12 protein-coding genes are annotated in these 12,251 nt (G+C 62.2%); 7 read left to right on the top strand and 5 right to left on the bottom strand.

The window, feature by feature from the left end; genetic code table 11:
- The first annotated feature begins 26 nt into the window (after nt 1-26).
- Genes ACVWZP_RS21125 through ACVWZP_RS21115 form a run of 3 tightly spaced genes read left to right on the top strand, consistent with a single transcriptional unit; the run spans nt 27 to nt 1,790 of the window.
- Nucleotides 27-665, top strand: a complete 639-nt coding sequence (locus ACVWZP_RS21125; RefSeq protein WP_017850021.1) for an FMN-binding negative transcriptional regulator — start codon at nt 27-29, stop codon at nt 663-665.
- Complete coding sequence (locus ACVWZP_RS21120; RefSeq protein ID WP_457370137.1) at nt 662-1,108, top strand: N-acetyltransferase family protein; 447 nt, start codon at nt 662-664, stop codon at nt 1,106-1,108. Before ACVWZP_RS21125 ends, ACVWZP_RS21120 begins: the two co-directional genes overlap by 4 nt.
- Before the next feature lie 10 nt (nt 1,109-1,118).
- Nucleotides 1,119-1,790: a GNAT family N-acetyltransferase gene (locus ACVWZP_RS21115; protein ID WP_017850023.1), complete on the top strand. Its 672-nt coding sequence runs from the start codon at nt 1,119-1,121 to the stop codon at nt 1,788-1,790.
- 551 nt (nt 1,791-2,341) lie between these two features.
- Here ACVWZP_RS21115 and ACVWZP_RS21110 read toward each other — a convergent pair.
- Nucleotides 2,342-3,244 carry a homocysteine S-methyltransferase family protein gene (locus ACVWZP_RS21110; RefSeq protein WP_046485926.1) on the bottom strand — a complete coding sequence of 301 codons (903 nt, stop codon included), beginning with the start codon at nt 3,242-3,244 and terminating at the stop codon, nt 2,342-2,344.
- Nucleotides 3,245-3,357: 113 nt separating this feature from the next.
- Between ACVWZP_RS21110 and ACVWZP_RS21105 the strand changes: the two genes are divergently transcribed.
- From ACVWZP_RS21105 to ACVWZP_RS21095, 3 genes are all read left to right on the top strand, one after another.
- Nucleotides 3,358-4,179 carry an ABC transporter substrate-binding protein gene (locus tag ACVWZP_RS21105; protein ID WP_017850025.1) on the top strand — a complete coding sequence of 274 codons (822 nt, stop codon included), beginning with the start codon at nt 3,358-3,360 and terminating at the stop codon, nt 4,177-4,179.
- Nucleotides 4,176-5,006: an amino acid ABC transporter permease gene (locus ACVWZP_RS21100; protein WP_057005205.1), complete on the top strand. Its 831-nt coding sequence runs from the start codon at nt 4,176-4,178 to the stop codon at nt 5,004-5,006. The genes ACVWZP_RS21105 and ACVWZP_RS21100 overlap by 4 nt, the downstream gene beginning before the upstream one ends.
- A gap of 133 nt (nt 5,007-5,139) precedes the next feature.
- The gene (locus ACVWZP_RS21095; RefSeq protein ID WP_457370136.1) at nt 5,140-6,432 is read left to right on the top strand and encodes an autotransporter outer membrane beta-barrel domain-containing protein; all 1,293 of its coding nucleotides are present in this window, start codon (nt 5,140-5,142) and stop codon (nt 6,430-6,432) included.
- A gap of 91 nt (nt 6,433-6,523) precedes the next feature.
- On the opposite strand, the gene oadA is transcribed toward ACVWZP_RS21095, so the two are convergent.
- Both oadA and ACVWZP_RS21085 read right to left on the bottom strand, forming a co-directional pair.
- Entirely contained in the window at nt 6,524-8,332 is a 1,809-nt protein-coding gene (oadA, locus tag ACVWZP_RS21090) for a sodium-extruding oxaloacetate decarboxylase subunit alpha (protein ID WP_046381604.1), read from the bottom strand.
- Nucleotides 8,333-8,343: 11 nt separating this feature from the next.
- Nucleotides 8,344-9,759: an acetyl-CoA carboxylase biotin carboxylase subunit gene (locus ACVWZP_RS21085; RefSeq protein WP_003213442.1), complete on the bottom strand. Its 1,416-nt coding sequence runs from the start codon at nt 9,757-9,759 to the stop codon at nt 8,344-8,346.
- 196 nt (nt 9,760-9,955) lie between these two features.
- Here ACVWZP_RS21085 and ACVWZP_RS21080 point away from each other — a divergent pair, with 196 nt between their 5' ends.
- On the top strand, nt 9,956-10,930 hold the full coding sequence (locus ACVWZP_RS21080; protein ID WP_017850031.1) for a LysR family transcriptional regulator: 975 nt from the start codon (nt 9,956-9,958) through the stop codon (nt 10,928-10,930).
- Here the strand turns inward: ACVWZP_RS21080 and ACVWZP_RS21075 are convergent.
- Nucleotides 10,860-11,057, bottom strand: a complete 198-nt coding sequence (locus tag ACVWZP_RS21075; protein ID WP_079444958.1) for a PA3496 family putative envelope integrity protein — start codon at nt 11,055-11,057, stop codon at nt 10,860-10,862. The two genes, ACVWZP_RS21080 and ACVWZP_RS21075, sit on opposite strands and share 71 nt — an antisense overlap.
- A gap of 221 nt (nt 11,058-11,278) precedes the next feature.
- Nucleotides 11,279-12,145: a transcriptional regulator HexR gene (hexR, locus tag ACVWZP_RS21070; protein WP_017850032.1), complete on the bottom strand. Its 867-nt coding sequence runs from the start codon at nt 12,143-12,145 to the stop codon at nt 11,279-11,281.
- Nucleotides 12,146-12,251: the final 106 nt, after the last annotated feature.

The following is a 12,251-nucleotide window of genomic DNA, read 5'->3' as shown; positions in this document are numbered from 1 at the left end:
GCAGGCATTCGCCAAGGAATACTTTTATGTACACACCACGCGCCTTTGCCCTCGACGATTTGCCCGAACTGCAGCAACTGATCCAGCACACGCGCCTGGCGCAGGTGGTGACCGTGGGTGAACACGGCCTGCTGGCCAGCCACCTGCCACTGCTGCTCAACCCCAACGAAGGCCCGAACGGTACGCTCTACGGCCACATGGCCAAGGCCAACCCGCAGTGGCACGACCTGCAGAACGGCGGCGAAGCGCTGGTGATCTTTGCCGGGGCCGACGCCTATGTCAGCCCGGCGTTTTACCCGAGCAAGGCCGAGCACGGCAAAGTGGTACCCACCTGGAATTACCTGGCCGTGCATGCCTACGGCACGGCCGACGTGTTTACCGACGCCGAGCGCCTGCTCGGCGTGGTCAGCGCCCTCACCGACCGCCACGAAGGCCGCCGCGCCCAGCCCTGGAAGGTCAGCGACGCCCCGGCCGACTACATTGAAGGCATGCTCAAGGCCATCGTCGGTTTCGCCTTGCCCATCGAACGCCTGATCGGCAAACGCAAACTCAGCCAGAACCGCAGTGCCGCCGACATCCAGGGCGTGCGCGAGGGGCTGGCCGCCAGCCTCGACGTGCGCGACCAGACCCTCGCCCGTTTCATTCCCCAAGGAGCCCCAGAATGAGCCCGATCGACATCCGCCCCGTCACCGCCGCAGACCACGCCGCCTGGCTGGCGCTGTGGCACGCGTACTTGCAGTTCTACAACACCGAACTGCCAGACGCCGTCACCCAGAGCACCTGGCAACGCCTGATCGACGCCCATGAGCCGACCCACTCCGCGCTCGCCTGGCAGGACGGCAAAGCGGTAGGCATGGTCAACTTCATCTACCATCGCTCCAACTGGAGCATTGAAAACTCCTGCTACCTGCAAGACCTGCTGGTGGCGCCGGCCCAGCGCGGCGGCGGCGTGGGCCGCAAATTGATCGAACACGTCTATGCCACGGCCAAAGCCGACGGCTGCTGCGAGGTCCATTGGCTGACCCACGAGACCAATGCCACCGCGATCCAACTGTACGAACGCATCGCCGAACGCCCTGGTTTCATCCAATTTTGCAAAGGTCTTTAAGGAGCGCAGCATGTCCACCTCTCTCGCCGACTGGCAAGGCGCCCCGGCGCCCACGGTCCAACTGCTCGAAGGGCGTTTCATCCGCCTGGAAAAACTCGACCCGGCGCGCCACGCCGACGGTCTGTGGCAAGCCCTCGAAGGCCCCGGCGCCGACCCCAAGCTGTGGGACTATTTGCCGTATGGCCCGTTCAGCGACCGCACCGCGTTCGATGCCTGGCTGAATAACCATGCCCAGCACAACGAGCCGTATTTCTTCAGCGTGATCGACCGCGCCAGCGGCGATGTGCAGGGCATCCTCAGCCTGATGTCCATCGTCCCGGCCCACGGGCGCATCGAAATCGGCCACGTCACCTTCGGCGCGCCAATGCAGCGCTCGCCGAAAAGCACCGAGGCCGTGTATCTGTTGGCCAAGCATGCTTTCGAACTGGGCTACCGCCGCCTGGAATGGAAATGCAATAACGGCAATGCCCGCTCCAAATACGCCGCCGAGCGCCTGGGGTTCAGTTTTGAAGGGGTGTTCCGCCAGCACATGGTGGTCAAGGGGCAGAACCGGGACACGGCGTGGTATTCGATTCTGGACTCGGAATGGCCGCCGATCGGGGCAGGGTTTGAGCACTGGCTGTCGGAAGCCAATCAGGCAGGTTCAGGCCAATTGAAAAGCCTGGCGGAGTGTCGCGCCTAAATCCCACAGACAGCGCAGCACCAGAATATGAGCGCGGGCTTGCCCGCGAGGCGGTGGGTCAGTCGAGATTGATTTTCGACTGGTCTACCGCTATCGCGGCGTAGGTATCTACACATCCGATGACGCTGAAAACCCCGGTCGTATCGCGAGCTGTTGCTTTGCTGTTGCTCTGTTTTTGCTCTGTTTTTGATTTTGATCTTAGGCGCCCCGTTAACCACGCTGGCCGAACGCAGGCTTGAATCCGTGGGCAACCCGGCAGGACGCCGGGTTAGCCGTCCTGGGCCAGGGATGGCCCATGACGGCGGCCCACGGATTCAAGCCTGCGTTCGGGCATGCCGAGCCTAAGCGAGGCACCGAGTGGTGGGGCAAGAGCGTTTTGCTTACTTTTGCGCTTTTCAAAAGTGAGCCGCCGTAAGGGCGGAACCCATAGCGGCCGTCACCTGAATAATGGATATGTACTCATTCCAACCCGAGCGAAGGGTCGGCCCACAGGCCGCCACGGGAGCAAGCCCCCTCCCACACTCGATCCTCAGTGCAATCCGCACTGGGTGTCAGTCGGCAAGCTGCTCGGCCAACACCGCAATATGCTCCGGTCCGATCCCGCAGCAACCGCCCAAATGGCTGGCGCCGCGCTTCTGCCAATCGGCAGCCCATTGCAGGTAGCCCGGCGGGTCGAGGTCGTCGCGCAACGGGTCGAGGCCGTCGTTGGCCGTGGCCTCCTTGGGCTGTGGCGGGAAGGCGTTGGCATAGGCGCCGATCTGGATCGCCACCCCCAGGCGCTCGAAGGTCTGGCGGGCCGCGTCAATCGCCGCGCCGATCACCTCCGGCTGGCTGCAGTTGAACAACAACACCTGCACGCCCAGTTGCGCAGCCGCTTCGGCCGCCTCGGCCACCGGCTCGCCGGAACGCAGGCGCGGCACCTCGTCGGTGTCTTCGTCCTTCAAGGTAAACGACAGCCAGAACGGTTTGCCGTCCGCCGGCAGACCGGCATGAATGGCCCGCGCCTCGACGATCGAACTCTGGGTTTCCGCCAGCCACAGGTCGACATAAGGCGCCAGGCCGTTCACCAGGGGCGTCAGCAGTTCGCTGACCCGGTCGGCCTCGAACAGGTCGGGCCGATACGAGCCGAACAGCGGCGGCAGGGAGCCGGCCACGCGCACTGCTTGGCCGGACGCCACCACCGCGCGCCGCGCCAATTCACCGGCCAACGCCGCCAGGGCCTGGCCCTCGGCGGCAAACCGCGCTTCGCCGATATGAAACGGTACGACGGCATAGCTGTTGCTGGTGATCACGTCGGCACCGGCCTGGATGTAAGCCGCGTGTACCGCTTCCACCGCCTGCGGCGCTTCGCTCAACGCCAGCGCCGACCACTCCGGCTGTCGGAACGGCGCGCCGCGGCGTTGCAGTTCGCGGCCCATGCCACCATCGAGAATTACTGTGCGTACTGCGGCCATATGCTTTTTACTCATAAGCTTATGAAAATAACTCACTATGAGAGTCGCTCTTATAACTATTTAATACGGTAAATTCGCTTCATAACAACTTCTTTTTTATTCGGGTGCCTCTCTTGAAACTCAAACCGCTACTGGCCCTGGGCCTGACCATGCTGGCTGCCTCCACCCAAGCCTTCGGCGGTGCAACCCTGGACCGGGTTGAGCAAAACCACGAATTGGTCGGCGTGCTGATGGAAAGCTATCCGCCTTTCTCGTTCCTCAACGAGCAGAACCAGCTCGACGGTTTCGACGTCGACGTGGCCAAGGCCGTCGCGCAAAAACTGGGGGTCAAACTGCGCCTGGAAACCCCGTCCTGGGACGTGATCGCCGCCGGCCGCTGGAGCGGGCGCTACGACATCTGCATCTGCTCGATGACCCCAAGCAAGGCCCGCGCCGAAGTGTTCGACTTCCCCGTGGAGTACTACGCCTCGCCTGCGGTGATCGTGGTCAATGCCAAGGATGAGCGCATCCACGGCGCCAAGGACCTGAGCGGCAAGAAAGTCGGCCTCACCAGCGCCTCCAGCTACGAGAGCTACCTGAACAAAAACCTGGTGATCGAAGGCGCCGAAGACACCCAACTGCAATACCCGTTCGAGAACGTGCAGATTGCCCCCTACGACACCGACAACGTGGCCTTCCAGGACCTGGGCCTGGGCGCCGGCGTGCGCCTGGATGCGATCCTCACCAACCTGGTCACCGCCCAACCGCGCCTGAGCCAGGACAAGCGCTTCAAGCTGGCCGGCGAAGCGCTGTACGCCGAGCCCAACTCGGTGGCCATCGAAAAAGGCGACCCGCAGTGGGACAGCAAAGTGCGTGAAGTCTTCGCGCAGTTGAAGCAGGACGGCACCTTGAGCAAGCTGTCGCAAAAATGGATCGGCGCCGACATCAGCCAATGACCGCGTTCCCCACCCCACCCAAACCACCGATCAGCGCGTCGCGGCTACAACGATTCTTCGGTTTTCGCACGCGCCTGTACCTGACCTGGGCCGCGCTGTTCTGCCTGTTCGCCAGCTTCTTCCTGAGCTTTGACCTGAAGTTCTCGATCATCCTCGACAAGCTGCCCAATCTGGTCGGCGTGCATCTGGCGCCCAACGGGTTTCTGCAAGGCGCGGCGCTGACGGTGTTCCTGTGCCTGTGCTCGATCGTGGCGTCATCGATACTGGGCTTTATCACCGCCCTGGGGCGCCTGTCGAAAAGCGCGGTAGCCTTTGGCGTCGCGAGTTTCTATGCCTCATTCTTCCGTGGCACACCGCTGCTGATCCAGATCCTGCTGATCTACCTGGGCCTGCCGCAACTGGGCCTGGTGCCGGGGGCCATCGTCGCCGGGATCATCGCGCTGTCGCTGAACTACGGCGCCTACCTGAGCGAAATCTTCCGCGCCGGCATCCTCGGCGTGCCCCACGGCCAACGGGAAGCCGCCCTGGCCCTGGGCATGCGCGACAGTGCGATCTTCTGGCACGTCACCCTGCCCCAGGCCATGCGTACCATCGTCCCGCCCGCCACCAACCAGTTCATCTCGATGCTCAAGGACTCCTCCCTGATCTCGGTGATGGGCGTGTGGGAAGTGATGTTCCTCGCGCAATCCTACGGCCGCTCCAGCTATCGCTACATCGAAATGCTCACCACGGCGGCGATCATCTACTGGGTGATGTCCCTCGGCCTGGAACTGATCCAGGCGCGTATGGAGCGGCATTACGGCAAGGGGTATGTGCGACGGGGGTGAGGACTCAGTCAGATGCGTTTTTAATCGCACCGCACTACAGACAACTCCCGCAAACCAGGGGTCGATAGCCTGACAGTTATCGCCCCGCCATCTCGCTAAATTTCCGGCCTCATTCATCAGAGGTTGGGATCACATGCCCTTTACACCCCCACGATTTGCACTTGTCATGGCGCTTGCGATCAGCGCCGCCAGCCTTCAACACGCCCAGGCGCGGGGCGATATCGAATACCGGCCGTACCATTTCCAACCCTATGAGGCGCTTGATAATGAGTGGGCCGACGCAGCGTCTGAAAAAGCCGAACCCATCGACGGCTACCTCACTCAGCGCGCCACCACGCACAATGGCCTGCAGCTCGCCAAGGCCCTGGAACCTGCGCTGGTTCAGTTGCTGGAGTCCGGCGAACTGACCTCCGAACAGATCAAAGCCCTGGAAAAATTCGCCGACGCGCTGGACAAGCAGCCCGGCGGCATCGGCGCGGCCCTTGAGCAATTGGCTGCCAGCCAGAACGCCAACCTCGCCGCCGCGACCCAGAACACCACGCAGCAACTGAGCAGCCAACTGTTGTCGATCCTGCGCACCCTGCCCGCCGACGACGCTGGCCACTTCTGGGTGCAAAGCCTGGGCAACGACGGCACGCTCGACAATAAAGGTGGCAGCGCCGGTCTGAAACATGGCACCCAAGGCCTGTTGCTGGGGGCCGATTGGGCGCTGGACCACGCCTGGCGTGTCGGCGTGATGGGCGCCAAATCCAGCAGCCACCTCGACGCCGCGCGTTTTTCCGCCGACCTCGACAGCTGGCACCTGGGCAGCTATGCCGTGCGGCAGGACGGCCCGTTGGCCCTGCGCCTGGGAGCGATCTACAGCAGCCATGACGGGCAGAACAAGCGCAGCGTCAAGTTGCTCGATTACACCGAGCAGCTCAGGGCCAATTACAACGCCAACAGCCAAACCGTCTTCTCCGAAATGGGCTACCAATTGGGCACTGCGGATTTGAGCGTGGAACCCTTCGCCGGCCTCGGTTACCAGCGCTATCACCGCGACGGTTTCAAGGAGCGGGGTGGCCTGACCGCGCTGAACGTCGGCTCGCAAAACCAACAGAACCTGAGCAGCACCTTCGGTCTTCGCCTGGCGTCGCTGTATCGGTTCGATAACCAGATGAGTCTGACCCCCCACCTCAGCGCCAGTTGGAAACACCTGTACGGCGACGTCGACAGCCGGGTCAGTCAATCCTTTCGCGCTGCGCCGGGGCTGATTGACAGCTTCACTGTCCAGGGCACGTCGCTGGACCGCGACAGCCTGAACGTCCGAGCCGGCCTGGACCTCGCACTCTCGCCGCAACACACCGTGGGCCTGACCTACGCCAGCGAAACAGGCAACCATAGCCGCAACCAGGGCCTGATGGGCCAATGGCAAATGCGGTTCTGACCCCACGCTGCGCGCGCCGGCCAAATTACGGGCGAAAAAAAAGGGGAGCACCTGCTCCCCCGAGGATTAAACGGTAGTGTCGAAGGCTGGATCAGCCTTCGATTTCAATCAGGATTTCGCCAGGGTTCACCCGGTCGCCCTTGGCTACATGAACGGCGGTCACCTTGCCGGCAATCGCGGCCTGCACTTCGGTTTCCATCTTCATTGCTTCGGTGATCAGCACCGCCTGGCCGGCCTTGACGACGTCGCCTGGCTTGACCAGCACGTCGACGATATTGCCCGGCATCGTGGTGCTCACATGGCCTGGCTCGGTGGCTTGCTTGCGCTTGCTGCCGCCACCGCCGACGAACTCGTTGAGCGGTTCGAACACCACTTCTTCGGGCATGCCGTCGATGGACAGGTAGAAGTGACGCTTGCCTTCAGCTTTCACGCCAACACCGGTGATGTCGACGCGGTAGCTTTCGCCGTGGACGTCGATGACGAACTCGGTCGGTACGCCTTCGCCACCCGCACGGGCCACGCCGCCGGCTTCCGGGATCGGCAGCAACACTTCCGGAGTCAGGGTGCCGGCGTCGCGCTCTTCGAGGAACTTGCGGCCAATGTCCGGGAACATGGCGTAGGTCAGCACGTCTTCTTCAGATTTGGCCAACGCACCGATTTCGCCGCGCAGCTTGTTCATTTCCGGCTTGAGCAGGTCGGCCGGGCGCACGTCGATCACGTCTTCGCTGCCGATGGCCTGGCGACGCAGTTGCCCGTTCACCGTGCCCGGCGCTTTGCCGTAGCCGCCTTGCAGGTAGAGCTTCACTTCGTTGGTGATGGTCTTGTAGCGCTCGCCGGCCAGCACGTTGAAGAACGCCTGGGTGCCGACGATCTGCGAGGTCGGGGTGACCAGCGGCGGGAAGCCCAAGTCTTCACGCACCCGCGGAATTTCAGCCAGCACTTCGCCCATGCGGTTGAGTGCGCCCTGCTCTTTGAGCTGGTTGGCCAGGTTGGAAATCATCCCGCCCGGCACTTGGTTGACTTGCACGCGCGTGTCGACCGCGGTGAATTCGCTTTCGAACTGGTGATACTTCTTACGCACGGCGTAGAAGTACAGGCCGATTTCCTGCAGCAGTTCCAGGTCGAGGCCGGTGTCGAATTCGCTACCTTTAAGGGCGGCGACCATCGACTCGGTGCCCGGGTGGCTGGTGCCCCAGGCGAAGCTGGAGATCGCGGTATCGATGTGCTCGGCACCGTTTTCGATGGCCTTGAGTTGGCACATCGCTGCCAAACCCGCCGTGTCATGCGAGTGGATGAACACCGGCAGGCTCTGCTCGGCTTTCAGTGCCTTGACCAGCTCGCCGGTGGCGTATGGCGTGAGCAGGCCGGCCATGTCCTTGATCGCCACCGAGTCGCAGCCCATGGACTCCATTTGCTTGGCCTGGGCCACAAACGCGTCGATGGTGTGTACCGGGCTGGTGGTGTAGGCGATGGTGCCCTGGGCGTGTTTGCCGGCGGCCTTGACCGCTTCGATGGCCACGCGCAGGTTACGCACGTCGTTCATCGCGTCGAAGATGCGGAACACGTCGATACCGTTGACGGCGGCCTTGGCGACGAAGGCTTTGACCACGTCGTCGCTGTAGTGGCGATAGCCCAACAGGTTCTGGCCGCGCAGCAGCATTTGCAGGCGGGTGTTAGGCAACGCAGCGCGCAATTTGCGCAGACGCTCCCACGGGTCTTCTTTCAAAAAGCGCACGCAGGCGTCGAAGGTCGCGCCGCCCCAGACTTCCAGGGACCAGTAGCCGACTTTGTCGAGCTTGTCGCAGATCGGCAGCATGTCGTCGGTACGCATGCGGGTGGCCAGCAACGATTGGTGAGCGTCGCGCAGGATGGTGTCGGTGACAAAGATCTTCTTGCTCATTGTTATATTCCTCACAGGCCTGCGTGGGCGGCGATGGCGGCGGCGATGGCCAGGGCCAGCTCTTCGGGTTTGCGCTTGATCGAGTAGTTGGTCAGCTCAGGGTGGCTTTCCACAAAACTGGTGTTGAACTGGCCGCTGCGGAATTCCGGGTTGCGCAGGATTTCCTGGTAGTAGGCGGCGGTGGTCTTCACGCCTTGCAGGCGCATGTCATCCAGGGCACGCAGGCCGCGGTCCATGGCTTCTTCCCAGGTCAACGCCCACACCACCAGTTTCAGGCACATGGAATCGTAGAACGGCGGGATGGTGTAGCCGGTGTAGATCGCCGTGTCGGTACGCACGCCGGGGCCGCCGGGCGCGTAATAGCGGGTGATCTTGCCGAAGCTGGGCAGGAAGTTGTTCTTCGGGTCTTCAGCGTTGATCCGGAACTGCAACGCAAAACCACGGTGCTGGATGTCTTCCTGCTTCACCGAGAGCGGCAGGCCCGAGGCGATGCGGATCTGCTCGCGAACGATGTCGATCCCGGTGATTTCTTCGGTGATCGTGTGTTCCACCTGCACCCGGGTGTTCATCTCCATGAAGTACACCTCGCCCTCGGCGAGCAGGAACTCCACGGTGCCAGCGTTTTCGTAACCCACGGCCTTGGCTGCGCGCACCGACAGGTCGCCGATGTAGGCGCGCTGTTCAGGGGTCAGTTGCGGGCTCGGGGCGATTTCGATGAGCTTCTGGTTACGGCGCTGGATCGAGCAATCGCGCTCGAACAGATGCACCACGTTGCCAAAGCTGTCACCGAGGATCTGCGCTTCGATGTGCTTGGGGTTGACGATGCATTTTTCCAGGAACACTTCCGCCGAACCGAAGGCCTTGGTGGCTTCGGAGATCACGCGGGGGAAGGCTTGTTCGAGTTCTTCACGGCTGTTGCAACGACGAATGCCGCGACCGCCGCCACCGGAGGTGGCCTTGAGCATCACCGGGTAACCGATGCGGTCGCCTTCGGTGAGGGCTTCGGCGATGTCGGCGACGTTGCCTTCGGTGCCGGGGGTGACCGGTACGCCGGCCTTGATCATGCTGCGGCGCGCTTCGGTCTTGTCGCCCATGCGGCGAATCACTTCCGCGGATGGGCCGATGAATTTAATCCCACGTTCGGCGCAAATGTCCGCCAGTTCCGCGTTTTCCGAGAGGAAACCGTAACCGGGATGCAACGCATCGCAACCGGTTTCCACGGCCAGGTTCACCAGCTTGCGCGGGTTCAGGTAACCGGCAAGGGGCTCGGCCCCGATGCTGTGGGCCTCGTCGGCACGCTTGACGTGCAACGCGTGGCGGTCGGCGTCGGAATAGACCGCGACCGAGCGAATGCCCATCTCGGCGCAGGCACGCACGATTCGCACGGCAATTTCACCACGGTTGGCGATCAGGATCTTTTTTATCACTTGGAAATTCCCTTGAGCCGATTGCTGCGTTCTTCGACCCGCTAGACTCGGGTCGGCGCGTGACTAAATGTTTCAAGCCAGTCGCGAGGCACACACTAAGCCTGCTGAGGGATTAACAAAAATCAATAATTATTGGGTCATGCATAAGTAAAGACTTATAGTTTGCGGACCGGACGCCGCCAAGAGGCTTGAAAAAATGCGTAAGTCATTGATGAGACTGACATTACGTCAACTGCAGATCTTCAATGAGGTGTGTGATTTGCGCTCCTACAGCCGGGCGGCCGAGGAAATGTCCCTCACCCAGCCGGCCGTCAGCCTGCAAATTCGTCAGCTGGAAGAGCTGATCGGCCAGCCGTTGTTCGACTATGTCGGTAAGAAACTTTACATGACCGAGGCGGCCGAAGCGCTGCAACGGGCCAGTCGCGATATTTTCGGACGCCTGGAAAACCTCGATATGCAGCTGTCGGACATGCAGGGCTCGCTGCAAGGCCAACTGAAACTGGCGGTAGAGTCCAGCGCCAAGTACTTCGTGCCGCACCTGTTTGCCGCGTTCAAGCGCCAGCATCCGGAGGTGCAATTGCATCTGACGGTGGTCAACCGCGCCCAGGTGATCCGCCGGCTGTCGGACAACCGTGACGACTTGGTGATCATGTCCATGGTGCCCCAAGACATGGGCCTCGAATTCCTGCCGTTCCTCAACAACCCGATCGTCGCCGTGGCGCTGCCCGACCACCCCTTGAGCCAGCAAGGAGCGCTGCGCCTGCGCGACCTGGAGCCTTACACGCTGTTACTGCGCGAACCGGGTTCCGGCACGCGGCTGGCTTGCGAGGAGTACTTCAAGGAAAAACGCGTTCACTTCAGCCAGACGGTGGAAGTCGCCTCGGCCGAGGCGCAGCGTGAATGCGTGTTGGCCGGGTTGGGCGTGGCCTTGTTGACACGCCACGCCCTGAACCTGGAACTGGCCACCGGCGGGCTCAAGGAGCTGCCGGTGGAAGAGCTGCCGCTGTACCGCAGTTGGTGCCTGGTGCAGGCCAAGGCCAAGCGCCTGTCACCGGTGGCCCATGCGTTCCTGGGCTTTATCCGCAGCGAGCGGGTGCAAATCAGCGCGCTGGCTGAGCGCTTCGCTGGGCAGCCGCGGGTGCCTGCCAGTGCAGTTCCGGGTAGTCCGTGATGCTTTGCAGCAATTGGCGTTGATCACAGCGGTCTTCGATTGCGCGACGGAACGCCATGCGGCGCTGGTCTTCCTGCTGACGACGGGTCTTGACGGAGCTGTTGCTATCTTCGTAGGGCCGGGCCATTTGGAGTCTCCCAATGCGAGTGCGGGGAGTTCAGAATGGGCGCGAGGGATGACGGTTTGGCGGCGCGGGGATGACAGGACGATGAATCTTCTGGACAGGTGAGACATGCACATGTGGGAGGGGGCTTGCTCCCGATAGCAGAGTGTCAGTCGATGCATATGCGACTGAACCACCGCTATCGGGAGCAAGCCCCCTCCCACATTTGGATCGCTGTATCGCGCTCAGTCGTCGAGGGCTTTGACGGACTTGGGCGACAGACGAAGGCTGCGCAGGCTGCGCTTGACGCTCTTGAGGTGGTTGACCAGGCTCGGCCCGCGCGCCATGGCCACGCCCATCGCCAGCACGTCGATCACCACCAGGTGGGCGATGCGCGAGGTCAACGGGGTGTAGATTTCGGTGTCTTCGTGGACATCGATCGCCAGGTTGACCGTGGACAGTTCCGCCAACGGCGTCTGGCTCGGGCACAGAGTGATCAGCGTGGCGCCGCTTTCACGCACCAGGTTGGCGGTGATCAGCAAGTCCTTGGAGCGGCCGGACTGGGAAATACAGATGGCCACGTCGGTCGGCTTCAACGTCACGGCCGACATCGCCTGCATGTGCGGGTCGCTGTAGGCCGCCGCCGTAAGCAGCAGTCTGAAGAATTTGTGCTGGGCATCGGCCGCCACCGCACCCGACGCGCCAAACCCGTAGAACTCGACACGCTGGGCCTGGGACATCGCCGTCACGGCCTTTTGCAGCGCCACCGGGTCGAGCTTCTCGCGCACTTCCATCAGGGTGTGCAGCGTGGTGTCGAAGATCTTGAGGCTGTAGTCGGCGACGGAATCGTCTTCGTGAATCGCAAACTGCCCGAAGCTCGCGCCGGCGGCCAGGCTTTGGGCCAGCTTGAGTTTCAGGTCCTGGAAGCCGGAACAACCGATGGCACGGCAGAAGCGCACGATGGTCGGCTCACTGATGCCCACGCTGTGGGCCAGGTCGGCCATGGAACTGTGCATTACGGCCGCAGGGTCAAGCAGCACGTGGTCGGCAACCTTGAGTTCCGATTTGCGTAACAGGTGGCGCGACTGGGCGATATGTTGCAACAGGTTCAAAGGACAGGACTCTTGTTATTGGCAGACGCCAGGGATGTAGCAAGCTTGTAGTTATACTACAAGAATTGCCGTTTTGCCCGTCCGATGCATCACTAAATCGCCCTGC

It is taken from the genome of Pseudomonas sp. TE36184, assembly GCF_054060055.1.
The sequence above is the reverse complement of the archived record's forward strand: the minus strand, read 5'-3'. Positions and strand labels throughout refer to the sequence as shown.

Bases quoted from the DNA above. Each gene is read 5' to 3' on its own strand.
- ACVWZP_RS21125 (WP_017850021.1), top strand. From the start codon at position 27: ATGTACACACCACGCGCCTTTGCCCTCGACGATTTGCCCGAACTGCAG.
- ACVWZP_RS21120 (WP_457370137.1), top strand. From the start codon at position 662: ATGAGCCCGATCGACATCCGCCCCGTCACCGCCGCAGACCACGCCGCC.
- ACVWZP_RS21115 (WP_017850023.1), top strand. From the start codon at position 1,119: ATGTCCACCTCTCTCGCCGACTGGCAAGGCGCCCCGGCGCCCACGGTC.
- ACVWZP_RS21110 (WP_046485926.1), bottom strand. From the start codon at position 3,244: ATGGCCGCAGTACGCACAGTAATTCTCGATGGTGGCATGGGCCGCGAA.
- ACVWZP_RS21100 (WP_057005205.1), top strand. From the start codon at position 4,176: ATGACCGCGTTCCCCACCCCACCCAAACCACCGATCAGCGCGTCGCGG.
- ACVWZP_RS21095 (WP_457370136.1), top strand. From the start codon at position 5,140: ATGCCCTTTACACCCCCACGATTTGCACTTGTCATGGCGCTTGCGATC.
- oadA (WP_046381604.1), bottom strand. From the start codon at position 8,332: ATGAGCAAGAAGATCTTTGTCACCGACACCATCCTGCGCGACGCTCAC.
- ACVWZP_RS21080 (WP_017850031.1), top strand. From the start codon at position 9,956: ATGCGTAAGTCATTGATGAGACTGACATTACGTCAACTGCAGATCTTC.
- ACVWZP_RS21075 (WP_079444958.1), bottom strand. From the start codon at position 11,057: ATGGCCCGGCCCTACGAAGATAGCAACAGCTCCGTCAAGACCCGTCGT.